22 protein-coding genes and 1 pseudogene are annotated in these 24,586 nt (G+C 73.0%); 10 read left to right on the forward strand and 13 right to left on the reverse strand.

Annotation, left to right across the window (positions count from 1 at the left end; genetic code table 11):
* Position 1: 1 nt before the first annotated feature.
* Positions 2-1,120 (reverse strand): cation diffusion facilitator family transporter, encoded by a 1,119-nt coding sequence (locus O1G22_RS35355; RefSeq protein WP_270085015.1) that lies wholly within the window; start codon positions 1,118-1,120, stop codon positions 2-4.
* Between the two features lie 61 nt (positions 1,121-1,181).
* On the opposite strand from O1G22_RS35355, the gene O1G22_RS35360 reads away from it, so the two are divergent.
* On the forward strand, positions 1,182-1,535 hold the full coding sequence (locus O1G22_RS35360; RefSeq protein WP_225098841.1) for an ArsR/SmtB family transcription factor: 354 nt from the start codon (positions 1,182-1,184) through the stop codon (positions 1,533-1,535).
* Here the strand turns inward: O1G22_RS35360 and O1G22_RS35365 are convergent.
* The 3 genes from O1G22_RS35365 to O1G22_RS35375 form a co-directional block, all read right to left on the reverse strand.
* Positions 1,529-2,770: a 4-hydroxybenzoate 3-monooxygenase gene (locus tag O1G22_RS35365; protein ID WP_428986526.1), complete on the reverse strand. Its 1,242-nt coding sequence runs from the start codon at positions 2,768-2,770 to the stop codon at positions 1,529-1,531. The two genes, O1G22_RS35360 and O1G22_RS35365, sit on opposite strands and share 7 nt — an antisense overlap.
* 67 nt (positions 2,771-2,837) lie before the next feature.
* Complete coding sequence (locus O1G22_RS35370; RefSeq protein WP_270085017.1) at positions 2,838-4,478, reverse strand: APC family permease; 1,641 nt, start codon at positions 4,476-4,478, stop codon at positions 2,838-2,840.
* Positions 4,479-4,694: 216 nt separating this feature from the next.
* Positions 4,695-5,153: a CoA-binding protein gene (locus O1G22_RS35375; RefSeq protein ID WP_428986434.1), complete on the reverse strand. Its 459-nt coding sequence runs from the start codon at positions 5,151-5,153 to the stop codon at positions 4,695-4,697.
* A 165-nt stretch (positions 5,154-5,318) separates the two neighbouring features.
* On the opposite strand from O1G22_RS35375, the gene O1G22_RS35380 reads away from it, so the two are divergent.
* From O1G22_RS35380 to O1G22_RS35400, 5 genes are all read left to right on the forward strand, one after another.
* Positions 5,319-6,215: a hypothetical protein gene (locus O1G22_RS35380; protein ID WP_270085018.1), complete on the forward strand. Its 897-nt coding sequence runs from the start codon at positions 5,319-5,321 to the stop codon at positions 6,213-6,215.
* Entirely contained in the window at positions 6,212-6,757 is a 546-nt protein-coding gene (locus tag O1G22_RS35385; RefSeq protein ID WP_270085019.1) for a SixA phosphatase family protein, read from the forward strand. Before O1G22_RS35380 ends, O1G22_RS35385 begins: the two co-directional genes overlap by 4 nt.
* Before the next feature lie 74 nt (positions 6,758-6,831).
* The gene (locus O1G22_RS35390) at positions 6,832-7,461 is read left to right on the forward strand and encodes a YigZ family protein (RefSeq protein WP_270085020.1); all 630 of its coding nucleotides are present in this window, start codon (positions 6,832-6,834) and stop codon (positions 7,459-7,461) included.
* 104 nt (positions 7,462-7,565) lie between these two features.
* A complete protein-coding gene (locus O1G22_RS35395) occupies positions 7,566-8,729 on the forward strand; it encodes an exonuclease SbcCD subunit D (RefSeq protein WP_270085021.1) in 1,164 nt (387 codons plus the stop codon).
* Positions 8,726-11,722 carry an AAA family ATPase gene (locus O1G22_RS35400; RefSeq protein ID WP_270085022.1) on the forward strand — a complete coding sequence of 999 codons (2,997 nt, stop codon included), beginning with the start codon at positions 8,726-8,728 and terminating at the stop codon, positions 11,720-11,722. Before O1G22_RS35395 ends, O1G22_RS35400 begins: the two co-directional genes overlap by 4 nt.
* Before the next feature lie 6 nt (positions 11,723-11,728).
* On the opposite strand, the gene O1G22_RS35405 is transcribed toward O1G22_RS35400, so the two are convergent.
* Positions 11,729-12,175, reverse strand: coding sequence for an Lrp/AsnC family transcriptional regulator (locus tag O1G22_RS35405; RefSeq protein ID WP_023552479.1), 447 nt, complete (start codon positions 12,173-12,175; stop codon positions 11,729-11,731).
* Positions 12,176-12,269: 94 nt separating this feature from the next.
* Between O1G22_RS35405 and O1G22_RS35410 the strand changes: the two genes are divergently transcribed.
* Positions 12,270-12,746, forward strand: coding sequence for a rhodanese-like domain-containing protein (locus O1G22_RS35410; protein ID WP_270085023.1), 477 nt, complete (start codon positions 12,270-12,272; stop codon positions 12,744-12,746).
* A 26-nt stretch (positions 12,747-12,772) separates the two neighbouring features.
* Positions 12,773-13,288 (forward strand): immunity 21 family protein, encoded by a 516-nt coding sequence (locus O1G22_RS35415; protein ID WP_270085024.1) that lies wholly within the window; start codon positions 12,773-12,775, stop codon positions 13,286-13,288.
* Positions 13,289-13,306: 18 nt separating this feature from the next.
* Here O1G22_RS35415 and O1G22_RS35420 read toward each other — a convergent pair whose 3' ends face one another.
* The 4 genes from O1G22_RS35420 to O1G22_RS35435 all read right to left on the reverse strand — a co-directional run bounded on the left by O1G22_RS35420 (position 13,307) and on the right by O1G22_RS35435 (position 16,990).
* The gene (locus O1G22_RS35420) at positions 13,307-14,533 is read right to left on the reverse strand and encodes a cytochrome P450 (RefSeq protein WP_270085025.1); all 1,227 of its coding nucleotides are present in this window, start codon (positions 14,531-14,533) and stop codon (positions 13,307-13,309) included.
* Between the two features lie 34 nt (positions 14,534-14,567).
* Complete coding sequence (locus tag O1G22_RS35425; RefSeq protein WP_270085026.1) at positions 14,568-15,959, reverse strand: NAD(P)/FAD-dependent oxidoreductase; 1,392 nt, start codon at positions 15,957-15,959, stop codon at positions 14,568-14,570.
* On the reverse strand, positions 15,949-16,197 hold the full coding sequence (locus O1G22_RS35430; RefSeq protein WP_270085027.1) for a ferredoxin: 249 nt from the start codon (positions 16,195-16,197) through the stop codon (positions 15,949-15,951). The genes O1G22_RS35425 and O1G22_RS35430 overlap by 11 nt, the downstream gene beginning before the upstream one ends.
* A gap of 136 nt (positions 16,198-16,333) precedes the next feature.
* Entirely contained in the window at positions 16,334-16,990 is a 657-nt protein-coding gene (locus tag O1G22_RS35435; RefSeq protein ID WP_270085028.1) for a hypothetical protein, read from the reverse strand.
* 221 nt (positions 16,991-17,211) lie between these two features.
* On the opposite strand from O1G22_RS35435, the pseudogene O1G22_RS35440 reads away from it, so the two are divergent.
* Positions 17,212-17,638: pseudogene (locus tag O1G22_RS35440) on the forward strand (SDR family oxidoreductase); the annotation flags it as partial.
* Between the two features lie 23 nt (positions 17,639-17,661).
* On the opposite strand, the gene O1G22_RS35445 reads toward O1G22_RS35440, so the two are convergent.
* Positions 17,662-19,356: a DUF885 domain-containing protein gene (locus O1G22_RS35445; protein ID WP_270085029.1), complete on the reverse strand. Its 1,695-nt coding sequence runs from the start codon at positions 19,354-19,356 to the stop codon at positions 17,662-17,664.
* 53 nt (positions 19,357-19,409) lie between these two features.
* Entirely contained in the window at positions 19,410-19,895 is a 486-nt protein-coding gene (locus tag O1G22_RS35450; RefSeq protein ID WP_270085030.1) for an Lrp/AsnC family transcriptional regulator, read from the reverse strand.
* Between the two features lie 60 nt (positions 19,896-19,955).
* Between O1G22_RS35450 and O1G22_RS35455 the strand changes: the two genes are divergently transcribed.
* Positions 19,956-21,197 (forward strand): trans-sulfuration enzyme family protein, encoded by a 1,242-nt coding sequence (locus O1G22_RS35455; RefSeq protein ID WP_270085031.1) that lies wholly within the window; start codon positions 19,956-19,958, stop codon positions 21,195-21,197.
* Between the two features lie 37 nt (positions 21,198-21,234).
* On the opposite strand, the gene O1G22_RS35460 is transcribed toward O1G22_RS35455, so the two are convergent.
* Positions 21,235-22,662: a GNAT family N-acetyltransferase gene (locus tag O1G22_RS35460; RefSeq protein WP_270085032.1), complete on the reverse strand. Its 1,428-nt coding sequence runs from the start codon at positions 22,660-22,662 to the stop codon at positions 21,235-21,237.
* 195 nt (positions 22,663-22,857) lie between these two features.
* Positions 22,858-24,441: an alkaline phosphatase D family protein gene (locus tag O1G22_RS35465; RefSeq protein ID WP_270085033.1), complete on the reverse strand. Its 1,584-nt coding sequence runs from the start codon at positions 24,439-24,441 to the stop codon at positions 22,858-22,860.
* Between the last annotated feature and the right edge of the window lie 145 nt (positions 24,442-24,586).

Raw genomic sequence — 24,586 nt, forward strand, 5'->3', positions numbered from 1 at the left:
CTCAGGCCGTCACGTGATGGGCCAGCGCCAGGTGCGGGTCCGTCTCGCCCGGCGCCGGTGCCGGATCGGCGTGCACCAGGGCGGCCGTCAGCCGCGGTACCGCGTGCAGCAGTGCGTGTTCGGCCTCGACGGCGATGCCGTGGGCCTGTCGTACCGTCGCGTCGCCGTCCACCACCACCGCGAGTTCGGCCCGCAGCCGGTGTCCGATCCAGCGCAGCCGCAGCTCGCCCACCTCGCGCACACCCGGCACCGACCGCACCGCCCGCTCGGCCCGGTCCACCAGTGCCGGGTCCACGGCGTCCATCACCCGCCGGAACACCTCGCGCGCCGCGTCCCGCAGCACCAGCGCGATCGCCGCCGTGATCGCCAACCCCACGACCGGGTCGGCCAGTTGCCAGCCGAGCGCGGACCCGCCGGCCCCCACCAGTACGGCCAGCGAGGTGAAGCCGTCGGTGCGGGCGTGCAGTCCGTCGGCGACCAGCGCCGCCGAACCGATCTCGCGGCCCACCCGGATCCGGTACCGGGCCACCCACTCGTTGCCGGCGAAGCCGACCAGCGCGGCCACCGCGACCGCCGGCACCTGCGCGACCGGGCGCGGATCGAGCAGCCGGTCCACGGCCGCCCACGCGGCGAAGGCCGCCGAGGCCGCGATCGTCAGCACGATCACCAGCCCCGCGAGGTCCTCGGCCCGGCCGTAGCCGTAGGTGAACCGGCGGTTCGCCGCCCGACGCCCCAGCACGAAGGCGATGCCGAGGGGGACGGCGGTCAGGGCGTCGGCGGCGTTGTGCACGGTGTCCCCGAGCAGCGCCACCGACCCGGAGACGGCCACCACGACCGCCTGCGCCAGCGCGGTCACCCCGAGGACGCCCAGCGACACCCACAGCGCCCGCATCCCGCGCGCCGATGACTCCAGGGCGGAGTCCAGCTTGTCGGCGGTCTCGTGGGAGTGCGGGGTGAGCAGATGCGCGAGGCGGTGCCGGAGGGCGGCGGCGCGGGAGCGGGGGCGGGTGGGGTGGTGGTCGTGCTGGTGGTCGCGGGCATGTCCGTGCCCGTGGTCATGCCCGTGCCCGTCCCCGTGCCCGTGCTCATGTGCGTCCTGGTGAGGGTGCCGGTCGCTCACGTGGGTCCCCTTCCGGTGTGCGGGAGTGGACGGGTGGCGCCCACGGGACCATTATGTGCGTATGAGCGCACGCATGCACCTATCACCTGCGCACCATGCGCACCCGCGCACCCCGGGCGAGGAACAGTTCACGCTGGCCGCCGAGCTGCTGTCCCTGCTCGGCGACCGCACCCGCCTCACCCTGCTGCACGCGCTGACGGCGGGGGAGGCCGATGTCACCACGCTCACGGAGACCTGCGGTGCGGCCCGCCCCGCGGTCAGCCAGCATCTGGCCCGGTTGCGGCTCGCGGGCCTGGTGCGGACCCGCAAGGAGGGCCGCCGGGTGGTCTACTCCCTCGCGCACGGGCACCTGCGCCGGCTGGTGGACGAGGCGCTGAAGACCGCCGACCACCACCTCGACGAGCGCGCTCAGTAGGCGGCGGCCGTACCGAGGTACTGCTCGGCGAAGGCCGCTGCGGCCGCGGGCGAGGAGAACAGCCGGCGCAGCCGGGCCAGCGTGGTACCGGCGCGGAACGGATCACCCGACGCGACGCCGTGGTAGATGTCCGACAGCCACTGGGAGAACTCCTGGTAGTCCCACACCCGGCGCAGACATGCGTCGGAGTAGCCGTCCAGGCCGGTGCCGTCGCCCGTCGTGACGTACGAGGCGAGCGCGTCGCCGAGCAGGAAGGCGTCGTGCAGGGCCAGGTTCATGCCCTTCGCGGCGATCGGCGCGACCAGGTGGCCGGCGTCACCGGCCAGGAACAGCCGCCCGTGGGCCAGGGGCTCGACGACGTAGTGGTGCATGTCCAGCACACGCTTCTCGATCAGCCAGCCCTCGGTGAGCGGGGGCGCGCCGGCCGCGCCGAGCCGTTCGCGCAGCTCGGTCCAGACTCGCTCGTGCGGCCAGTTCGCCGGATCGTCACCCGGCGGGCACTGGAGGTAGAACCGGGTCACCTCCGGGCTGCGCGGCATCTGCCCGGCGAAGCCGCGCGGATGGACGCCGAACAGTACGCAGTCCGTGGACGGCGGGACCTCGGCGAGCAGCGCCAGCCAGCCGATGCCGTCGTCCTGCCGTGCCGTTCGGCGCCGCTGCTCGGGTATCGCGTCCCGGGACACCCCGCGCGCGCCGTCGCAGCCCGCGATGAAGTCGCAGCGCAGCAGCCGCCGTTCACCTGTGTCCGGGCACCGGTACGACACCGTCGGCCGGTCCGTGTCCAGGTCGTGCAGGGTGACGTCCCGTACCCCGAAGCGGATGTCGCCGCCGCGCACATCGGCGTACTCCCGCACGAGGTCGGTCACCAGCAACGGCTGGGGGTAGACGTAGTGGTGACGGTCAGTCAGTTCGGCGTAGGGGAAGCGGTGGCGCTCGCCGGCGAAGCGGAACTCGCAGGCGCTGTGCAGCTCGGCCCGCTGTGGCAGGTGTCCGGCCAGGCCCCGGCGGTCGAGTTCGCGCACGGCCCATTCCTCGATGACGCCGGCCCGGGGCCGGGTCTCGATGAACTGCCTGCTCTCGGTCTCCAGGACGACACAGTCGACCGAGGCGGCCCGCAGGATGTTGCCGACGGTGAGGCCGGCGGGTCCGGCGCCCAGGACGACGACCGTACGGCGTTCGTCCGTACGGCCTTCCCCGGGCGCGGAGTCGGAGTGGGGGGAGAGGGAGGGGGAGATCACCCCCGCATTATGACGGTGTCCCGTCAGCCACGGTTCTGCTGACGGGACACCGGGAGGGGGTGGTTCAGTGGGCGGGGGCGTCGGTGACGACGACCTCCTCGATGCTGCGCTCGATCGCCTGAGGCTCGGAGGCGGTCGCCTTGGCCCAGTAGTAGATGACGAGCGAGAACACCGTGACGACCAGCATGTCCCACCACAGCGGCAGGTCACCGTTGCCGCCGAAGGTGCTCAGGTAGGAGATCACGCCGATGCCCAGCAGGTAGGGGACCAGCCACTGCGCGGCCTTGAAGTCCAGCCGGGGAGCGTTGGGCAGGTTCTTGCTGATCGCGTAGGCGGCGTAGGAGCCGAGCAGCACGTAGCCGATCAGGATCGCGAAGCCCAGGCGCCACAGGGTGTCCCAGCCGGACCAGAAGATGATCAGGTTGGCGACCACGAAGGACAGCGGCGAGAGGATGTTGCCGGCGGGCAGCTTGTACGGACGGTCGTGGTTCGGCAGCCGGTCCTTGAAGACGCCGTACGCCAGCGGAGCGCCCGCGTACATCAGCACGCTCGCCGAGGTGATGAAGCCGACCAGGGTCTGCCAGCTCGGGAACGGCAGGAAGCAGATCACACCGGTCACGAACGACATCGCCAGGCCGAACCACGGCACACCACGCGAGTCGGTCTTGGCGAAGATCTTCGGCGCGTAGCCGTTCTTGGCCAGGCCGAAGGAGATGCGGGAGGTGGCGGTGGTGTAGATCAGGCCGGTGCCGCCGGGGGAGATGATCGCGTCGGCGTACAGGACACCGGCCAGCCAGCCCACGCCGACGACCGTGGCGAGACCCGCCCAGGGACCGCTGATGCCGACGTAGTCCAGCTTTGCCCAGCCCTTCGCGAAGGAGGCGTGCGGCAGGGCGGCGATGAACACGACCTGGAGGAGCAGGTAGATCGTGGCGCCGATGGCGACCGAGCCGAGCGTCGCGCGCGGCAGGTCGCGCTTCGGGTTGCGGCTCTCGCCGGCCAGCTGGATCGCCTGCTCGAAGCCGAGCAGGGCGAAGATGATGCCGCTGGAGCTGATCGCGGTGAGGACACCCTTGGCGCCGAACGGCGCGAAGCCCTCGGAGGTGAAGTTGGACGGGTGGAAGTTGCCGATGGCGATGACGAAGATCGCGACGAGCGGGACGGCGATCTTCCACCAGGTGGCGGCGCTGTTGGTGTGCGCCAGGACCCGGACGCCGAAGAAGTTCACCGCGACGAAGACCGCCATGAGGAGCACCGCGACGACGATGCCGCTGGTCGTGAGGGTGCCGTTGGCGTTCTGGAAGCCGTCGGCCCAGTGCCAGTGCTTGGCGTAGCCGATCATGGCCTCGACCTCGATCGGGGCCACGGTCGCGGCCTGGAGCCAGGAGAACCAGCCGAAGGACATGCCGGCCAGGCCGCCGAAGGCGTAGTGCGGGTAGCGCGCGGTACCGCCCGCCACCGGGAACATGCCGCCCAGTTCGGCATGCACGAGGGCGAGCAGCACGATGGCCACGGCGCCGATCACCCACGAGATGATCGCCGCGGGTCCGGCCGCGACGACGGCCTTCTCAGCCCCGAAGAGCCAGCCGGAGCCGATGATGGAACCCACCGATGCCCACATCAGACCGATGAGTCCGACGTCGCGGCGCAGACCACCACCGGTGTCGCTTGTGGCTACCGGTGGAGCCTGGTCGACATTCGCCATGTCAAGTGGCCTCTCAGATCGTAAACGCAGTAATGACGAGCAAGTGGGGCCATAGGCTAGGGGTGGGTTCCGGGCCGTTAAAAGACCGTTAACCAAATTTTGACCCTGGATCTTAGTTGTCTTGGGCCCACGCTCGGTCACGGCCTTGTCACAGCTCAGATGCCCGGTATGAATGTCAATATTCAGAGGCGAATTGTGAGTAGAAGGAGAGATTCGCTAGCGCAGGCGGGGAATTTCGATCGCCGGGCAGCGGTCCATGACCATGTCCAGACCAGCCTCCCGAGTCCGCCGGCCGGCGGCCGGGTCGACCACACCCAACTGGAACCACACCGCCCGCGCGCCCTTCGCCACGGCCTCGTCGGCCACCGCACCGGCCAGCTCGCTGTTCACGAAGACATCGACCACGTCGACGTCGAAGGGGATGTCCGCGAGGGAGGCGTACCCCTGCTCGCCGTGCACCGTCTCGGCCTTCGGATGCACCGGCACGATCCGCTTGCCGAACCGCTGGAGCACCTGCGCCACGCCGTAGGCCGCCCGGTTCCGGTTGCTCGACAGGCCGACCACGGCCCAGGTGTCGCCCAGCTCGGTCAGGATCCTGCGGACGGTCGCGTCGTCGCCGTACGCATCGGCGCCGTCTTCATCACCGTTCATGTCGTCGTGGTGCGTGGCCGTCATGGCCGCCTCCTCGGGGCGCGGGAACTCTTCGCCGGGCCAACAGCGCCGCGGGGTTCCGGATTCCCGTCCCGTTCCCGTCCCGCCGCCTCGTCATCATGTCCGGAATCGACACAAGATGCCTGCAAGATGCCTGCGCACGGCCGTCGGCCCGCCTACGCTCGCCCCGTGCTGCGCATCCTCGACGACCGAACCGGTGAGCCCGTTCCCGCCGCGCCCGCCCGCCGTGGCCTGACCCGTATCGAGGCCTACGCCTCCGGCCTGGACCCGACGGCTCTGCGGGTGCTCCTGACCGCGGACCTCCTGTCCCGCGCCCTGGAACTCTCCGGCACCCCGGTCTGGACGATCCTCACCGCCCCCCGCCGGCACGCCGAGCTCCGCACAGCCGCCACCACCCTCGCCATCCGCCCCTTCGAACACGACCGGGACCTGGCCTCGGGCCTGGGCGAGGCCCAGGCGATCCATGTGACGGCGGAGCCGGCGACCGCGTTCGGGGGCGGGCCGGTGCTGCGGGTGGCGCCGGTGGAGTGGGCGGGGGGACCGGGGGAGTGGGCGAGGGAGCCGACGGCTGAGGGGGCCGGTACGCCGGGCGCATCGGGCCGGCCTGCCCCCGGCGAGGGCTCCGGGCGGGGTTCCGGACAGAGTGGCGAGGATGCGCCCGGCCGGGTGTCCGGGGCCACCGCCCGCCCCACCCCGCACCCCGCGCTCCCGCCCCTTCTCCTTGCCGATCCGGAGGCCCTGCGGCTCGCCTTGCTGGCTGTCCCGCGGGGTGAAGCCGTGCGGCTGGACCCGGGTCGGCTGGACGATGCGGCCGGGTGGCTGGGGCGGTGGCGGGGGGCGGTGGCCGGGTGGGCTCGGCGGCCGTCCAGGCCTGTGCCCGAGGGGGTGCGGGGGCGATTGCGGTCCGCGTGGGAGGACGATCTCGATCTGCCCGGCGTTCTCGAAGTGCTGCGGGACGTCGAGAACGATCCGGAGCTGCCGGACGGTGCCCGGTTCGAGACGTTCGTCTACGCCGACCGGCTGCTCGCCCTCGACCTCGCCCGTGACCTCGGGAAGCTCGCATGATCGCGCGGGCGGGTGCGGCGGGCCCGTTGCGTCGGCTGGTGGTGCTGCGGCACGCCAAGTCCGCCTGGCCCGAGGGCGTCGAGGACCACCGCAGACCGCTCGCACAGCGTGGCCTGCGGGACGCCCCGGCCGCCGGACGTGCCCTCGCCGAGGCCGACTGCCTGCCCGACCTCGCCCTGTGCTCCACGGCCGTACGCGCCCGCCGTACCTGGGAGCTGGCCTCCGCCGAATGGGGCACCCCGCCGCCGGTGCGCTACGACCGGCGGCTGTACGCGGCCGACGTGGCCGACCTGCTGGACGTGGTCCGCGAGGTGCCGTCCGAGGTGGAGACCCTGCTGCTCGTCGGGCACAACCCCGGGTTGGAGGAGCTCGTCCTGGAGCTCGCCGGGGACGGTCTCGACGACACGCTGGAGCGGGTGCGGACGAAGTTCCCGACGTCCGCGATCGCCGTCCTCACCTGGCGCGGCACCGGCTGGTCCGCCCTCACGCCCGGCGCGGCCCTGCTGACCTGGTTCACGGTGCCGCGCGGGCCGAAGGGATAGCGCCACCCAGGGGCGCGGGCTGGTCGTGGCACTTCACGTCTCGGCGCAACCGGCGGAGCGCATAGGCTGGCGGGATGCAGGACGAGTACCGCACAGTCGCCCGCGCGGGCGTGCACGAGACCGAGATCAACCGTTCCCGCTTCCTGTGCGCCCTCGCCCCGGCCGCCACCGAGCAGGAGGCGCAGGACTTCATCGCCTCCGTCCGCAAGGAGCACGCCGACGCGACCCACAACTGCTGGGCGTACGTCATCGGCGCCGACGCCTCCGTGCAGAAGGCCAGCGACGACGGTGAACCGGGCGGCACCGCCGGCGTCCCCATGCTCCAGATGCTGCTGCGCCGTGAGATGCGCTACGTCGCCGCGGTCGTCACCCGCTACTACGGCGGCGTCAAGCTCGGCGCCGGCGGACTCATCCGCGCCTACGGCGGTGCCGTGGGCGAGGCTCTCGACACGCTCGGCACGCTCACCCGGCGCCGCTTCCGGCTGGCCACCGTGACCGTCGACCACCAGCGCGCGGGCAAGGTCCAGAACGATCTGCGGGCCACCGGACGGGAGGTGCGGGACATCCGTTACGGCGCGGCCGCCGTCACCATCGAGATCGGGCTGCCCGACGCCGACGTGGACGCCTTCCGCGCCTGGCTCGCCGACGTGACCGCGGGCACGGCGGGGTTCGAATTGGGCGGCGAAGCCTACGGAGATGCCTGATAGTTCGGTACTAATCGGGCATATGGAATGAAGGTGTCAGTCGTGGCGGCCGATACGGGAGTAACCGCCCGTGATGTCAGTCCCGGCCGTTAATCTCGGGGATCATGAAACTGCTGCACACGTCCGACTGGCATCTCGGCCGGGCCTTCCACCGGGTGAACATGCTCGGGGCCCAGGCCGAGTTCATCGGCCACCTCGTCACCACCGTGCGCGAGCACGCCGTGGACGCGGTGGTCGTGTCCGGTGACGTGTACGACCGCGCGGTGCCCCCGCTCGCCGCGGTCGAGCTGTTCGACGACGCGCTGCACCGCCTCGCGGACCTCGGCGTGCCCACGGTGATGATCTCCGGCAACCACGACTCGGCCCGCCGCCTCGGCGTCGGCGCCGGACTCATCCGGCGCGCAGGCATCCACCTGCGTACCGACCCGGCCGCCGCCGGCACCCCGGTCGTGCTGAGCGACGCCCACGGGGACGTCGCCTTCTACGGGCTTCCCTATCTCGAACCCGCCCTGGTGAAGGACGAGTTCGCGGTGGACAAGGCCGGGCACGAGGCCGTGCTCGGCGCCGCCATGGACCGCGTCCGCGCCGACCTCGCCACACGCGCGCGGGGCACCCGCTCCGTCGTCCTCGCCCACGCCTTCGTCACCGGCGGCCAGGTCAGCGACAGCGAGCGTGACATCACCGTCGGCGGGGTGGCCGCCGTACCGGCCGGCGTCTTCGACGGCGTCGACTACGTCGCCCTGGGCCATCTGCACGGCTGCCAGACCATCACCGAACGCGTGCGCTACTCCGGCTCCCCGCTCGCCTACTCCTTCTCCGAGACCGACCACCGCAAGACCATGTGGCTGATCGACCTGGCCGCCGACGGCTCCGTCACCGCCGAGCGCCTCGACTGCCCGGTGCCGCGCCCGCTGGCCCGCGTCAAGGGCATGCTGGAGGACCTGCTCGCCGACCCCGCCCTGGCCCGGCACACGGACGCGTGGGTCGAGGCCACCCTCACCGACCCGGTCCGCCCCGCCGACCCCATGGCCCGGCTCACCGAGCGCTTCCCGCACACCCTCAGCCTCGTCTTCGCCCCCGAGCGGGCCCCGGACGACCCCGGGGTGTCGTACGCCCGCCGGCTCGCCGGCCGCAGCGACCAGCAGGTCGCCCAGGACTTCGTCGCCCATGTGCGCGGCGCCGGGCCGGACGACCGGGAGCTGGACGTGCTGCGCGAGGCGTTCGACGCCGTGCGCGCCGACGACGCCGTACGGGAGGTGGCCCGGTGAGGCTCCACCGGCTCGACATCACCGCCTTCGGACCCTTCGGCGGCTCCCAGAGCGTCGACTTCGACGCCCTCTCGGCCGCCGGCCTCTTCCTGCTGCACGGCCCCACCGGCGCCGGCAAGACCTCCGTCCTGGACGCCGTCTGCTATGCCCTGTACGGCACTGTCCCCGGCGCCCGGCAGAGCGGCAGCGGCAAGGGCATGAACCTGCGCAGCGATCACGCGGAGCCGGGCACCCGCGCCGAGATCCGCCTCGACCTCACCGTCGCCGGACGCCGGCTGGAGGTCACCCGGCAGCCCGCGTGGGAGCGGCCCAAGCTGCGCGGCAAGGGCACCACGGTCGACAAGGCCCAGACCTGGCTGCGCGAGTACGACAGCACGACCGGCACCTGGAAGGACCTCAGCCGCTCCCACGACGAGGTCGGCAGGGAGTTCGAGCAGCTCCTCGGCATGAGCCGCGAGCAGTTCTGCCAGGTCGTGCTGCTGCCCCAGGGGGACTTCGCCCGCTTCCTGCGCGCCGACGCCGAGGCCCGCGGCCGGCTCCTCGGCCGGCTCTTCGACACCCAGCGCTTCGCCGACGTCGAAAAGCGCCTCGCCGACCGCCGCCGCGCCACCGAGGCACGCGTGCGTGAAGGCGACGCTGCGCTGCTCGCCGACGCCCACCGCATGCAGCAGGAGTCCGGCGACGCCATGGAGCTGCCCGAGCTGGCGCCCGGCGACCCGGGCCTGGCCGAGGCGGTCCTCGGTGCCGCCGCCGTCGCCCGCGCCACCGCCCGCGAGCGCCTCACCATCGCCCACCTCCGGCTCGGCGCCGCCGAGTCCGCCCACACCGAAGCCCGCCGCGCCCTGGACGCCGTACGCGAACTCGCCCGGCTGCAGAGCAGGTTCGCCGAGGCCCGGCAGCGCGCCGAGCGGCTCCAGCAGCACTCCGGGGCCCATCGCGAGGCCCAGGAGCGCATGGAGCGGTCCCGCAAGGCGGAGGCGGTCGCGCCCGCGCTGGAGCTGCGCGAGGTCGCCGAGGAGGAGCACCGCCGGGCCGCCGCCGCCGAGGCACGTGCGCGCGGGACGCTCCCCGACTCCCACGCCGACGCGGGCGCGAGCGGGCTGGCCGCCGCCGCCCGCCGGGCCGCCGAGGAACTGGGCGGTCTGGACGCCGCCCGCCGCGCCGAGCAGAAGCTCGTCCAACTGGCTGAGGAGCGCGACGGGCTCGACCGGCAGGAGCGTGCCGACGAGGAGGTGCTGCGCGAGGCCGAAGCCTGGCTCGACGGCTGGGACGGCGCCCGCGCCGCGCTCCAGGCCCGCGTCGACTCCGCCCAGGAAGCGGCCACCCGCGCCGAACAGCTCGCCGTGCGGCGGGAGCCGATGGGCAAGCGGCTCACCGCGGCCCGCACCCGGGACGCGCTGGCCGCCGACCTGGAGGACGCGCAGCGCCGGGCCCGCGCCTGCGAGCAGCAGGCCCTCGCCGCCCGCGCCCACTGGCTCGACCTCAAGGAACAGCGCCTGACCGGCATCGCCGCCGAACTGGCCGCCCACCTCACCGACGGCGAGCCCTGCACCGTCTGCGGAGCCACCGAACACCCCGCCCCGGCCCGCAAGATCGCCGGACACGTCGACCGCGAGACCGAGGAACGGGCACACCGGACCTCCCAGGAGGCCGACCGGCGGCACGCCGAGGCGGAGCGGCGGCTCGGCGTCGTCCGCGAGGCCCTGGCCGCCGCCACCGCCGAGGCCGGTGACACCCCCACCGCCCAACTGGAAGCGCAGGCGGAGGAGTTGGATCAGGAGTACGCCCGCGCCCGCCGCGAGGCCTCCGCCCTGCACGCCGCCCACGAGGAGCTGCGCCGCGCCGAGCGCGAGCGCGAGCAGCGCCTGGCCGACCGCCAGCAGGCCGCCGTACGAGCCGCTTCCCGGCTCACCCGGCGCGACACCCTGGAGCGCGAACAGGCCCAGCTGGAAGCGGAGTTGACGCAGGCGCGCGGCACCGCCGGCAGCGTGGCCGCGCGGGCCGCGCAGCTGGAGCGGCGCGTCGCGCTGCTCACCGACGCCGCCGACGCCGCCCGCACCGCCGAGGACACCGCCCAGCGCCTGAAGGACGCCGACGCCCGCCTCGCCGACGCCGCCTACCGGGCCGGCTTCGACACCCCGCAGGCCGCGGCCGCCGCCCTCCTGGACCCCGCCGCCCATCGCGAGCTGCAACACCGCCTGGACGCCTGGCAGTCGGAGGAAGCGGCCGTACGCACCGTGCTGGCCGAGGGGGACACCGCGGCCGCCGCCCAGCAGCCGCCCGCCGACCTCGCGACGGCGGAGCGCACTGCGGCCGAGGCGGAGCGGCGGCTCCGGGCGGCCGCCTCCGCGCGCGACGCGGCCGCCCGCTGCTGCACCGAGCTGGACCGCCTCTCCGCGCGCGCCACCGCAGCCGTACGGCGGCTCGCCCCGCTGCGCGAGGAGTACGACCGGGTCGCCCGCCTCGCCGCTCTCACCGCGGGCACCTCCGCCGACAACGAACGCAAGATGCGCCTGGAGTCGTACGTCCTGGCGGCCCGCCTGGAGCAGGTCGCCGCCGCCGCGACCGCCCGGCTGCAGCGCATGTCGTCCGGCCGCTACACCCTCGTCCACTCCGACGACCGCTCCGGACGCGGCCGCAGCGGGCTCGGCCTGCACGTGGTCGACGCCTGGACCGGCCGCGAACGCGACACCGCGACCCTCTCCGGCGGCGAGACCTTCTTCGCCTCCCTCGCCCTCGCCCTCGGCCTCGCGGACGTCGTCACCGACGAGGCGGGCGGCGTCCGCCTCGACACCCTCTTCATCGACGAGGGCTTCGGCAGCCTCGACGACCAGACCCTCGACGAGGTGTTGGACGTCCTCGACTCACTCCGGGAGCGGGACCGCAGCGTCGGCATCGTCAGCCATGTCCCTGACCTGCGGCGCCGCATCCACGCCCAGCTGGAGGTCGTGAAGGGCAGGACGGGGTCGGTGCTGCGGCAGCGGGGGGTGTGACGGCGGTCAGCGGCCCAGTGCCCGCCGGGGCAGGGGCGAGGAGTACACGACGCTGGTGGTCACCGAGCCCAGCGCCCCGATCCTGCCGGAGATCTCCTCCAGATGGGCCATGGACCGCGCGGCGACCTTGATGACGAAGCAGTCGTCGCCCGTCACATGGTGCGCCTCCAGGATCTCGGGCGTGGCGGCCACCAGATCGTGGAACGGCTTGTAGTTGCCGTTCGGATAGCGCAGCCGCACGAACGCCAGGATCGGCAGCCCGAGCCGCTCCGGGTCGACCACGGCCGCGTACCCCTGGATCACACCCGCCTCCTCCAGCCGCCGCACCCGTTCGGTGACGGCGCTCGGCGACATCGAGACGGCCCGCGCCAGCTCGGCGTAGCTGGCCCGGCCCTCCCGCTGGAGGACCTCAAGGATGCGCCAGTCGGTGGCGTCCGGGGAATACACGGTCATCCCGGATGGATAGCAGGGGAATCCCCGGCCCGGCAAGGGGAACACCGTGGATCACCGCTTCAGGGAGAACGCCCCGCGCCGTAGATTTTCGGTCATGATCAACACGACTTCCGTGAACCCCGTACTGCGCGTCGCGCCCGCCGCCCCCGCCGAGGCCGCCGCCTACTTCCGGGCGAGCCTCGCCTTCCACGCCGACGTCTCCGACGTGGCCGCCGCGCTCGCGGCCGGCGGCGACCCCGGCTTCGTCGTCGTGGACTCCCGCTCGACCGAGTCCTGGGACCAGGGCCACCTACCCGGCGCGATCCACCTGCCCACCGCGCTCATCCCCGAGCAGGCCGGGCAGCTCCTCGACCCGTCCGTGCCCGTGGTGACGTACTGCTGGGGACCCGGCTGCAACGGCGCCACCCGCGCCGCCCTCGCCCTCGCCGAACTCGGCTACCAGGTCAAGGAGATGCTCGGCGGCTTCGAGTACTGGGCGCGGGAGGGCTTCGCCTACGAGACCTGGCAGGGACCGGCGCGCCGCGACGCCGACCCGCTGACCGCACCGGTCGAAGGCGATTGCGGCTGCTGACGGCGGCCCGTGTAGGTTCTTGGCCCATGGCTCGATACGCGGAACCAGGCGCGCTGGAGTGGGTGGAATCGGGCGGCGGCCCCTTGATAGCCGTACCCGAGACGGTGCTGCCGTTCTGGGCGGGTGCCGACAGCGAGGACCTCGCCACGGACTACGACCGGGCGTGCGAGGTCGACGGCTACGTCGGCCTGCTCCCCGTCGGCGACAGCGCGGCGCTGGTGTTCGGTGACGAACCCGCCTCCACCTCCTTCCTGCCGGAACACGCCGCCTTCGTACGGTGGTCCGCCGCGAACTCCGAGGCGGAGCTGCTCGCCGGAGTCCCGGCCGCACTCGACGCGGCGGTGTGGGGGAGCGAGGTCCACTGGCGGGTGCCCGGCCCGGTGCTCCTGTTCGACTCGGCCTGGCCCGGCCAGGCCGCCGGCCGCATCGAGCACCTCCGGGTGCCGCTGGAGGCGGGCACGTACGCGGTGCGCGCCGCCTATGCGCAGCCGGGGCCGGAGACCTGGGTCGGTCTGGTGCAGCTCAGCCGGCTCGGTCACTGACCGGACCGCCGGCGACGGTCAACGCAGCCCGTCGAAGGCGATGTTCAGATGCCGGGGCCCGCGCAGCACGGCGTTCTGCCGGTACGGCGGCGGGTCCTCGACGAGGCGGGGATTCTCCAGCCGCCGGGCCAGTTCGGACAGGGCGATCTGGGCTTCCAGCCGGGCCAGCGGAGCGCCGAAGCAGCTGTGGATGCCGCTGCCGAACCCGAGGTGCTGGATGTCCTCGCGGTCCGGGTCGAAGCGCTCGGGGTCCTTGAAGCGCTCGGGGTCACGGTTGCCCGCGGCCAGCATCAGCCAGATGCGCGAGCCCTTGGGGATGGTGACCCCGCGCAGCTCGATGTCGGCGATACAGGTGCGCTGCGGCACGATCTGCACGGGCGGCTCGTAGCGCAGCAGCTCCTCCACGATCCGCACCGACAGGCCCGGGTCGTTGCGCAGCCGCGCCAGGACCTCCGGATGGCGCAACAGCGTGAGCATGCCGTTGGTGATGAGGTTGACGGTCGTCTCGTGGCCCGCGATGAGGAGCAGCACCGATGTGCTGAGTACTTCCATCGTCGTCATCGCGCCGTCCGGACCGCGACTGTTCACCAGGTCGGAGAGCATGTCGTCGCGAGGTTCCCTGGCGCGCTGCTCCACCAGTCCGTTCAGGTACATGCCGAGCTGCAACCGTGCCTCCTGCGCGGTCCGCTCGGATTCGGCGCTCGTGCGGGTGTCGGGGTCCAGGCCGGCGACGATCGGGTCCACCCAGGCACGGAAGCGGGGCTCGTCCTCGCGCGGCACGCCGAGCAGCCTGCAGATGACGGTCACCGGGAAGGGGTACGCGAACTCGTCGACCAGGTCGATCTGCCGTGCGTCCCCGAAGCCGTCGATCAGCCCGGTGACGATCTCACCCAGCTCGCCCCGCATGTTCTCGATCCGGCGCGGCCGGTGCGGGGGCCCGAAGGAGCTGTTGGCGATCCTCCGCAGCCGGTCGTGCTCCGGCGGGTCGAGTCGGATGAAGCTGGGAGGCAGCCCTGTCGCCTCCGGCCCGGACAGCTCGTCGTCCCCGGCGGCGGCCACGTTGGTGGCGTCGGAGCTGATCCGCGGATCGTGGAGCAGCGCCTCGATGTCGTAGTACGAGCTGATGACGTAGGGGCCGTCCTCCTCGTGGAGCACCGGCGTCTTGCGGAGTTCCTCGTACAGCGGATACGGGTCGGCGCGGTTGGCGAAGTCGGTGATCTGACGGAACAGCGAGGCTTGCGGCATGACAAGTCCTTGGAGCATCGGCGCCGGTCGGCGGTCAGTGGCGGGCAGGGTGGAAGACCAGCTGCTGGTCGGCCGGTGAGTAGCCGCTGAGGGTCACGGTCGGGCCGTGGGTCGGCAGGGACGGGTCGGGGAAGTCGGCCGCCACCGGCTGCCGGTTCTCGGGCCGCCGGTCGACCGTCGGGTACTCCACCGGGAACGGCGCGCCCCGCTCGATCTGCCGTGCGTAGAACTCCAGCCAGCGGGTGTTGTCGAAGCTCACGGCGGCGATGACGCGGCCCTGGTAGCCGTACACGCCGACGAACCGGCGCTCGGCCGGCGAACCCTGCGTGATCATGAGCTGGTCGCCCATGGGCGGGACGCCGACCGACTTGATGTTCACGCCGAACATCGACGACCAGAACGCCGGCATCCACAGGTGCGGGCGCCGGTCGGCGCCCCGGCAGATCATGTTGTGCGCGGCCGTCTCCGCCTGCGCGACGGCGTTGCCCCAGTGTTCCAGCGACAGGAACTGGTACCCGAACAGCGCGTGCGGGGAACGGGCCACGTCACCGGCGACGAACACGTCGTCGGTGACGATGCCCCGGAAGTCGAAGGCCCGGCAGCCCGCGTCGCACGCGATCCCCCGCGGCCCGGCGCCGAGCCCCGACCCGGTCAGCCACTCGGTGTTGCGCTGCGAGCCCAGCGAGACCACCACCACGTCCGCCTCGACGACGCTCTCGTCGGACAGATGGACCGCCCGGACCCGGCCGACCGAGTCACCCTCCAGCGAGGTCACCGTGACATGGGTGCGCAGGTCCACGCCGTGCTCGGTCTGCAGGTCGGCGGCGACCGCGCCGATCACTCCGCCGAGCGCGCCCACCAGCGGCGCCCCGGCGCGCTCCGCCACGGTGACCGGGATGCCCATCTCCCGGCAGGCCGAGGCGATCTCCGAACCGGCGAATCCGGCGCCGATGACGAACACCCGGCGCGGTCCCGCCTTCAGCCGCTGGTACAGATCGGCCGCGTCGTCCCGCGTCCGCAGCACGCAGACCCCGGTCAGCCGGGCCTCGTCCTCCTTCGGCCAGGGCCGGGCGCGCACTCCGGTCGCGATCAGCAGCCGGTCGTACTGCACCTCGTCCCCGTCGGCCAGCTTGACCCGCTTGGCCGTCAGGTCGAGACCGGTCGCCGGGACGCCGAGCCGCCACTTGGCGTCGATGTCCAGGCGGTGCGGCAGCTCGGTGCGGTGCGGGGAGGCCATGCCCAGCAGGACGGACTTCGACAGCGGCGGCCGGTCGTACGGCTCGTAGGGCTCGTCGCCGATCAGGGTCAGCTCACCGGCGAAGCCCTCGGCGCGCAGCGTCTCCGCCGCGCGCAGGCCCGCGAGGGAGGCGCCGACGATCACGATCCGCCCTTCGCGCCTGAGCCAGTCCATGTAGTCAGCGGCCATCGGACGCCTCCCGGCCGGATCCGCTCCCCGGTTCACCCGCCAGGTCGTCGAGCCCGTCGGCCAGGATCGCCTGCACCGGGCAGGCGGCCACGGCGCGGGCGAGCCGCTCCCGCTGCTCCTCGGGTGCGTTCGGGTTGTAGACCAGCGACTCCTCGCCGTGCAGGGCGAAGACGTCGGGGGCGAGGAACGCGCACTGGGCGTACCCCTGACATTTGTTGAGATCCACGACGAGCCTCATCGACGCTCCGCTCTTCCCGCGGCCAGGTCCGGTGGGCGCCCCGCGGTGGGTGCGGCCGTCCCGGACGGTGGTCATGTCCCGCTCGCCAGCATGAGAGCCGTACAGGGAACGCGCCCGTCTTGAGACCCCATCCGGGTCAACGGGCGCGACCGCTCACGGCCAGGATGTATCCGCTGAGCACCAGTGACCACGCGGGAAACACCAGTTCCGCCCAGGGCACGTTCGAGGCGGTGACGAGCAGGGTGAGGGCGGTGAGGAAGCCGAGCACGGTGAGCGGGCGGGGCAGCACGCCGAGGCGCCGGCCCATCACCGACAGGGAGCACACGAAGACGGCCGCCATCCGCATGGCGTACTCGGTCAGCAGGAGGTACGCGAGGTGGCGGCCGAAGTCCCAGGACACGAGGCCCGGCGCGGTGCCACTGGGGTGCGTGACGGCGAGTACGGCACCGGCCGCGGCGGCGGCGCCGAACAGCGTGGCGGTGAAGACGAGCCCGCTGCCGAGGAAGACGGTGGCGAGGAACTTGTCCTCGACCGCGCCGACGTGCGCCCGTACGGCGCCGATGAACCAGAGGAAGAAGATCCCGGCGAACGGCACCAGTGCGAGGGCCGTGCGCACCGCATTCCGCCGGGTGGAGTCCGTGAACCCCTGTGCGGTCATGGCGTCGGCCCCCTGCGGAATGCCCAGCCGTACGAGGACGATGGCCGCCGCCAGCAACAACGCGAAGGCGACTCCCGCCAGCCCCGCGGCCCGAGGCGTCCGCAACGCCCCCCGCTCCACCGACCACTCCTCCATGCGGCCCCACCTCCTCCGCCACCAGCTAGCGACCCGCACGTCGGCGACGCCACCGGGGGTGGGCCGGCCGGCGGAGCGGCGGGGGCCGGGAGGCCGGGGTGAGGCTGGGGGCGCGGCCCCGGCCCCACCGCGATTCGCTCGCGTGGTCGTACCGCGCTGGTCACCAGGGCCGGCGGGCCGGGATCGGGCGTGCTGCGGCCCGGTGGTCGGCCGCGTGGACCGACGCCGCGCTGCTGGACACGCACGGGGCCGTCGGGACCCGGTCGGTGCTGTTGCTCGTCCAGGCCTGTGCCCGCTCGCGCGCCGTACCGCCGGCGGGCGCTCCCGGCGGGCGGGTCGTGCTGATGACCGCCGGCAGGACATCGCCGACGGGATGCCGGGGGATCTCGCCCACACCCTGCGGAAGGGCGCGCTCGCCTCGATCCCCCGGTCCCTGGCCGGGACGCTCAGCGACCGGGGGATCACTGCCGACGCCGTCCGCCCCGGCCCCGTGGACACCGGTCACGCCACCGGCGAGGCGCACGCGCCCGGCACTGCCCGGTTCCCCGCCGGGCGCCGTGGCCTCCCCGACGGCCCCGCCCGCCTCATCGTCCGGCCACCACCGACGAGGCGCGCTGGATCACCGGGGAGGTCATCGACTCCGAGGGGGACTCCGGCGTCGACGCGGGGCGTCAGAGCTGGGACAGCTCGTCCACCAGGTCGTCCAGGCCCAGCGAGCCCTGCGACAGCGCGGCCATGTGCCAGGCCTTGAGATCGAAGGCGTCGCCGTGCCGCTCGCTCGCCTTCTGCCGGCCCAGCAGCCACGCCCGCTCACCGAGCTTGTAGCCGATCGCCTGGCCCGGGATCGTCAGATACCGGGTCACCTCGCTCTCCACGAAGTCCGCCGGCCGGCTGCTGTGCGAACCGAAGAACTCCTGCGCCAGCTCCGGCGTCCAGCGCTCACCGGGGTGGAACGGCGAATCCGCAGGGATCTCCAGCTCCAGGTGCATGCCGATGTCCACGATCACCCGGACCGCCCGCATCATCTGCGCGTCCAGATAGCCGAGCCGCTCCTCGGGGCCCTTCAGATAGCCCAGCTCGTCCATCAGCCGCTCCGCGTACAGCGCCCAGCCCTCCGCGTTGGCGCTGACGATGCCGATCGTGGCCTGGTAGCGCGAGAGGTTCTCGGCCACGTGCGCCCACTGCGCGAGCTGGAGGTGATGTCCGGGCACGCCCTCGTGGTACCAGGTGGACACCAGGTCGTAGACCGGGAAGCGGGTCTGGCCCATGGTCGGCAGCCAGGTGCGGCCGGGGCGTGAGAAGTCCTCCGAGGGGGCCGTGTAGTACGGCGCCGCGGCGCCACCGGGCGGCGCGATGCGGGACTCCACCCTCCGTACCCGCTCGGCGAGTTCGAAGTGTGTGCCGTCCAGGTCCGCGATGGCCTGGTCCATCAGCCCCTGGAGCCAGTCGCGGACCTCGTCCACGCCCTCGATGTGCCGGCCGTGCTCGTCCAGGTGCGCGAGCGCCACCCACGGCGTCTCGGCGCCGGGCAGGATCTTCGCCGCCTCCTGCTTCATCTCGCCGAGCAGCCGGTGGAACTCCGCCCAGCCGTACGCGTACGCCTCGTCCAGGTCCAGGTCGGTGCCGTTGAAGTAGCGCGACCAGCGGGCGTACCGCTCACGGCCCACCGTGTCCGGCGTGCCCTCGATCGCCGGCGCGTACACGTCCCGCAGCCAGTCCCGCAGCTCCACCAGAGCGGCGGTCGCGGCGCGGGCCGCCTCGTCCAGCTCGGCGCGCAGCGCGTCCGGGCCGGCGGCGGCGAAGTCCTCGTACCAGCCGCGGCCCGAGCCGTCGGTGTCGATCCACTCGGTGAGCTGCTCGATGAAGGTGGCGGTCGGCCGCGGCGCCGCGAACAGCTTGCGGTCCAGGCCCAGTTGGAGTGAGGCACGGTAGCCCGCGAGCGCGCCGGGCACCGCGCGCAGCCGCTCGGTGATCGCCGCCCAGTCCTCCTCGGTCTCGGACGGGGTGACCGTGAAGACGTCCCGCACCGAGTGGCCGGGGGTGCTCATGTTGCCGATCGCGCGCAGATGCTCGTCGGCCTCGTGGACCGCGAGTTCGGCGGTCAGCCGCTCGCGCAGCAGCCGTCCGCAGCGGCGTTCCACGTCACTGTCCGCGCCGGGCTGCCGCTCCGCCTCGTCGAGCCGGGCGAGCGTGGTCCGCGCCAGTTCCGCGAGCGCCTCCTGGCCCGTGGGCGAGTAGTCGGGCAGTCGGCTCGAACTCTCCTTCACACCGAGATAGGTACCGGTGACCGGGTCGAGGGCGATGAGGGCGTCCACATACGCGTCGGCCACCTGGCGGGGCAGCAGCGGGCTCTTGGTCTCAGACATGCCGCCCATCCTCGTACGAGGACGATCTCCGCGTCACCCACGTTCGAGGGGATTCAGCTCTGGGCGTGGCCGGGCGGCAGCAGCGGCCCGCACTCCCACTGCTGGAAGATCAACCGGGTCTCCACCCGGGCCACTTCCCGCCGTGCCGTGAACTCGTCCAGCACCAGCCGCTGCAGATCGGCCATGTCCGCGACGGCCACATGGACCAGATAGTCGTCCGGCCCGGTCAGATGGAACACCGTGCGCGCCTCCGGCAGCGCCCGGATCCGCTCCACGAACGGCCCGACCAGCTCCCGCCGGTGCGGCCGTACCTGCACGGACAGCAACGCCTGGAGCCCGCGGCCCAGCCTGGCCGGATCGAGCTGGAGCCGGTGGCCGAGGATCACGCCCGAGCGGCGCAGCCGGGTCACCCGGTCCAGACAGGTCGACGGCGCGACCCCCACCTGCTCGGCGAGGTCGCGGTAGGTCGTCCGGGCGTCGTTCTGCAGCAGCCGCAGCAGATGGAGGTCCACCGGATCCAGTACGACAGATTCGGCCATTGGCCGAACGTAACACGGCGTATCGTCCCGCGAAACCGTTCACTGTTCACCCTTCCGCGCATGGACACAGCGAGCACCGGTGCCTACGACGACGTACGCACCGCACCAAGAGCGTCGGCCGCAGCGCGAGCCCTGGCCACCGAGGCCGTGCACGCCGGCCGCGACGATCTCGCCCGCCAGGGCCTGCATGCCCCGCCGATCGACCTGTCCACCACCTACCCCTCCTACGACAGCCGCGCCGAGGCCGCCCGCATCGACGCCTTCGCGACCGACGGCGCCGACCCGGTCGGACCGCCCGTCTACGGCCGTCTCGGCAATCCGACCGTCGCCCGCTTCGAGACCGCCCTGGCCCGCCTGGAGGGCACCGAGTCCGCGGTCGCCTTCGCCAGCGGTATGGCCGCGCTCAGCGCCGTCCTCCTCGCCCGGTCGGCCATGGGCCTGCGGCACGTCGTCGCCGTACGGCCGCTGTACGGCTGCAGCGACCATCTGCTGACCGCCGGGCTTCTCGGTACGGAGGTCACCTGGACCGACCCGGCCGGGATCAGCGACGCGCTGCGCCCGGACACCGGTCTGGTGCTGGTCGAGTCCCCGGCGAACCCGACCCTCGCCGAACTCGACCTGCGGGCCGTGGCCCACGCCTGCGGCTCGGTGCCGCTGCTCGCCGACAACACCTTCGCCACGCCCGTCCTGCAACGCCCGGCCGAGCAGGGCGCCCGGCTGGTGCTGCACAGCGCCACCAAGTACCTCGGCGGCCATGGGGATGTGCTGGCCGGAGTGGTCGCCTGCGACGAGGAGTTCGCGGGCCGGCTCCGGCAGATACGATTCGCCACCGGCGGCGTCCTGCATCCGCTGGCGGGCTATCTCCTGCTCCGGGGACTGTCCACGCTCCCCGTGCGGGTACGGGCGGCCTCCGCGAACGCCGCCGGACTCGTCCGCCGGCTCGCCGACGACCCGCGCGTGGCCCGCGTCCACTACCCGCGGCTCGGCGGCGCGATGATCGCCTTCGAGGTGTACGGCGACCCGCACGACGTCATCTCCCGGGTCCGGCTCGTCACCCCGGCGGTGAGCCTCGGCAGCGTCGACACCCTCATCCAGCACCCCGCGTCCATCAGCCACCGCATCGTCGACGCCGACGACCGGCGCGGCGCGGGCGTGAGCGACCGGCTGCTACGGCTGTCGGTGGGCCTGGAGGACGTGGACGACCTGTGGACGGACCTGGACCAGGCGCTGGGCGCTCCGCCGCGGCGGCCGGCGGTGGGGAACGCCGGGCTGGACACCGCCGGACAGCGCGTTCGTGGCTGAGCGCCGTCGCGGCGGATTCGGCTGAGCGGATCGTCGGTCAGTCGCGGTGGGCCCGCTCACCGAGCTGTGCGGAAGAGACCGCCGGGGCCGTGTCCAGGCGGGCCGTGATGACGAGCGTGCCCTCCTCGATCTGGTAGTCGAGGGGCAGCCCGAGGCCGCGCATCGCGGCGACCATGCCGGTGTTGGACGCCTGCGTGACGGCATAGACGCTCGCGCAGCCGGCCTCCACGGCCATCGCCACGAGCCGGCCGAGCAGTTCGGCGCCGATGCCGCGCTGCTGCCAGTCGTCCTCGACCAGCAGCGCGACCTCGGTCTCGTCGCCGTCCCACAGCAGATGCCCGAGGCCGACGATGCGGCCGGAGGCGCTCTGCGCGGCCAGCGTCCGTCCGAAGCGCGGGCTGAGCAGGTGGTTCAGATAGCGGTCCGCGTCGCCGACCGGGCCGTGGTAGCGCATGCCGAGGGTGCGCGGCGAGCACCGCTCGTGCATCGCCTTCGCCGCCGCCAGGTCACCGGTGTCGACCCGGCGGACGGTGATGTCGGACCCCTCGGGGAGCGTCAGCACGTCCTCACCGCGCGGGATGCGCGGGCCGAGCCGGTTGTCCAGCTCCACCAGCGCCCGGGCCCGTGCGAACTCGGTCGGCGTGAACGGCAGATACGGCCGCTCCACGGTGAGCACGCCGCCCTCCGGAGCGCGCAGCCGCATCACGGTGTCCTCCAGCACCCCCTCGACCGGCACCGGCGCCGGCCCACGGCCTCCGCCGGCCGGCGTCCCGGGCAGCGAGCGGATCGTGCAGCGGCCCAGCAACTGGCGTAGCGTCAAAGGGAGTTCGGCCGCGTCCAGCGCGGTACGGGTGGCGAGCCCCAGCACCCGGGTGGGGGCGTCGACCAGGTCATGGGCGTCGGCCCGCTCGATCCAGGTGGACCTGCCCCCGGCCAGCGTGACGGCCCGGGTGATCCCGGCCGCCTCCAGCGTGCCCGGCGCCCGCAGCAGGAACTCGTCCACGGTGCCCTCGGCCAGCGGGTGGGTCTGCAGGCTGAGAATGTCGACGTGCCGTACGGCGAGCGCCGTGCACAGCGCCGCCAGCGAGCCCGGCTCGTCCTTGACGGTGGTCCGCATCCGCCACAGCGCGGTGGCGCCGGCCAGGTCGTCCGCGGCGGTGCCGGGCTGCTCGGCGGGCCCGGCCGACCGCGTCTCGGCGGCCGGCCGGGCACCGGTATCGTCGGCCGGCGGCGCGTGGCCGTGGCGCCGTGCCCACCAGGTGTGGAAGCCCGCCGTCGCGGCCAGCACGAGCGCCGAGATCACCAGCAGGCCGGGGCCGCCGGGCCCGTGCCCGATCAGGTTCGCCACCCCGTCGGCGACCGCGACGGCCGTGAAGAGGGCGGCGAGTTCGACGACGTCGCGCCGCCAGTGGTGCACGGGGCGTCCGTGCCTCGCCCGGGTCACATCGGACATCTCTGGAGTCATGGACCCACTGTGAAGGAAGGGTGTTGCGTGATCACGAACGCTTTGTGACCGATGGGTAAAGCATGCTCCGCCCCGATTGTTCCGTTTTCTACGGTCCCACCGTCAACCGAACCTCGGCGCAGCGGGACCCTGCCGCGCTCCGGGGGATGACGCCGTAGCGCGGCACGGTGTGAAGTGAAGCGTACCCGCCGCTGCCTACTGGCCGACGCGGCCCGGCTGGAGGGTCTGCGTGAACAGCACGGTGCCGTCGTACTCGCGCAGCCGGACCGTCAGCTCGCCGCTGTCGCCGTCGATGTCGACCTCGCCGAAGAACTGGTAGCCCTGGGCAGGCGAGACGTTGGCCGTCGTCGGCGCCTTCACGAACACCCGGTCCGGGCCGAACGTGCCGTCCAGCGCGTTGGCCGGGAAGGCACCGGCGTTGAGCGGGCCGGAGACGAACTCCCAGAACGGCTCGAAGTCCTTGAACGCGGCCCGCGACGGGTCGTAGTGCTGGGCGGAGGTGTGGTGCACATCGGCCGTCAGCCACACCGTGCCGGTGATCTTCCGGTGCTTGATGAACCGCAGCAGCTCGGCGATCTGCAGCTCCCGGCCCAGCGGCCGGCCCGGGTCGCCCTGCGAGACCGCCTCGAAGTTCGGCTTGCCCTCGACCGGGTCGGGCACGACCAGGCCGAGGGGCATGTCGTTGGCGATCACCTTCCACACCGCGCGGGACTTGGCCAGCTCCCGCTTGAGCCACTCCAGCTGCTCGCGGCCGAGGATGCCGACCGGGTCCGTGGTCTGGTTGTCGGGGGAGTTGGCGTTGCGGTAGGTGCGCATGTCGAGCACGAACACGTCCAGCAGCGGACCGTGGTTGACGACGCGGTAGATCCGGCCGTCCGGGCGGCCGCTGATCGTGGAGATCGGGAAGTACTCGGAGAAGGCCTGCCGGGAGCGCAGCGCCAGGTCGTCGAGCTTCGTGCCCGCCGGGTAGGGGGTGCCGGTGCCGATCACCTCGCCCGGGTACCAGTTGTTGCGGACCTCGTGGTCGTCCCACTGGATGATGTTGGGTACCTGGGCGTTGAACCGGCGCAGCGCCTTGTCCAGCAGGTTGTAGCGGAAGTTGCCCCGGTAGTCGGCGAGGGTGGTCGCGACGTGCGACTTCTCCTCGGTGGTGACGTTCCGGTAGACGCTGCCGTCGGGCAGGGTGGCGGTGGCCGAGATCGGGCCGTCGGCATAGATGTTGTCGCCGCTGCACAGGAAGAAGTCCGGGTCGACCTTGGCCATCGCGTCGAAGATCCGGTAGCCGCCGATGGACTCGTTGATGCCCCAGCCCTGTCCGGCGAGGTCGCCCGACCACACGAACCGCACCCCGTGGCGCCGCTTCACGGGCGCCGTGCGGAAGGTGCCGGTCACCGGCTCGCCGGTGCGGCTCGGGTCGTCCGGGTCGGCGAGCAGCACGCGGTAGTGGATCTGCTCGCCCGCGGGCAGCCCGTGCAGCCGCGTGGTGCCGGTGAAGTCCGTGCCGGCGCCGAGCAGCGGTCCGTGCCATCTGCGCGGGTTGCGGAACGACTCGGTGGCCGCGGTCTCCACGATCATGCGGGCCGGCCGGTCCGAGCGCACCCACACCAGACCGGAGCCGGTGGTCACGTCGCCGGCCTGCACGCCCCAGTTCGCCTGGGGGCGTCCGGAGCGGGCGAACGCCGGGGCCGTACCGAGGCCCATGGGCAGGGTCAGGGCCGCCGATGTGGCGAGGGAGCCGCGCAGCACGCTGCGGCGGCCGGGGAACGGACGGTGGGACATGGCTGTGCCTCCAGGGGCGGGATCCGGCCAGTGTGCACAGCCACACCTACTGGGGCGTCGCGGCGCGCACGCGAACCCGAAGTGAACAACCGGCCGCGGGCCGGAGGTTCACCCGGGGTTTCCGTGCGCGCCGATCACCTGGCCC

Source organism: Streptomyces camelliae (assembly GCF_027625935.1).
Lineage (GTDB): Bacteria > Actinomycetota > Actinomycetes > Streptomycetales > Streptomycetaceae > Streptomyces > Streptomyces camelliae.

Bases quoted from the DNA above. Each gene is read 5' to 3' on its own strand.
- O1G22_RS35460 (WP_270085032.1), bottom strand. From the start codon at position 22,662: ATGACTCCAGAGATGTCCGATGTGACCCGGGCGAGGCACGGACGCCCC.
- O1G22_RS35375 (WP_428986434.1), bottom strand. From the start codon at position 5,153: ATGACGGCCACGCACCACGACGACATGAACGGTGATGAAGACGGCGCC.
- O1G22_RS35385 (WP_270085019.1), top strand. From the start codon at position 6,212: ATGATCGCGCGGGCGGGTGCGGCGGGCCCGTTGCGTCGGCTGGTGGTG.
- O1G22_RS35410 (WP_270085023.1), top strand. From the start codon at position 12,270: ATGATCAACACGACTTCCGTGAACCCCGTACTGCGCGTCGCGCCCGCC.
- O1G22_RS35430 (WP_270085027.1), bottom strand. From the start codon at position 16,197: ATGAGGCTCGTCGTGGATCTCAACAAATGTCAGGGGTACGCCCAGTGC.
- O1G22_RS35450 (WP_270085030.1), bottom strand. From the start codon at position 19,895: ATGGCCGAATCTGTCGTACTGGATCCGGTGGACCTCCATCTGCTGCGG.
- O1G22_RS35395 (WP_270085021.1), top strand. From the start codon at position 7,566: ATGAAACTGCTGCACACGTCCGACTGGCATCTCGGCCGGGCCTTCCAC.
- O1G22_RS35455 (WP_270085031.1), top strand. From the start codon at position 19,956: ATGGACACAGCGAGCACCGGTGCCTACGACGACGTACGCACCGCACCA.
- O1G22_RS35405 (WP_023552479.1), bottom strand. From the start codon at position 12,175: ATGACCGTGTATTCCCCGGACGCCACCGACTGGCGCATCCTTGAGGTC.
- O1G22_RS35425 (WP_270085026.1), bottom strand. From the start codon at position 15,959: ATGGCCGCTGACTACATGGACTGGCTCAGGCGCGAAGGGCGGATCGTG.
- O1G22_RS35445 (WP_270085029.1), bottom strand. From the start codon at position 19,356: ATGTCTGAGACCAAGAGCCCGCTGCTGCCCCGCCAGGTGGCCGACGCG.
- O1G22_RS35415 (WP_270085024.1), top strand. From the start codon at position 12,773: ATGGCTCGATACGCGGAACCAGGCGCGCTGGAGTGGGTGGAATCGGGC.
- O1G22_RS35370 (WP_270085017.1), bottom strand. From the start codon at position 4,478: ATGGCGAATGTCGACCAGGCTCCACCGGTAGCCACAAGCGACACCGGT.
- O1G22_RS35435 (WP_270085028.1), bottom strand. From the start codon at position 16,990: ATGGAGGAGTGGTCGGTGGAGCGGGGGGCGTTGCGGACGCCTCGGGCC.
- O1G22_RS35390 (WP_270085020.1), top strand. From the start codon at position 6,832: ATGCAGGACGAGTACCGCACAGTCGCCCGCGCGGGCGTGCACGAGACC.
- O1G22_RS35465 (WP_270085033.1), bottom strand. From the start codon at position 24,441: ATGTCCCACCGTCCGTTCCCCGGCCGCCGCAGCGTGCTGCGCGGCTCC.
- O1G22_RS35420 (WP_270085025.1), bottom strand. From the start codon at position 14,533: ATGCCGCAAGCCTCGCTGTTCCGTCAGATCACCGACTTCGCCAACCGC.
- O1G22_RS35360 (WP_225098841.1), top strand. From the start codon at position 1,182: ATGAGCGCACGCATGCACCTATCACCTGCGCACCATGCGCACCCGCGC.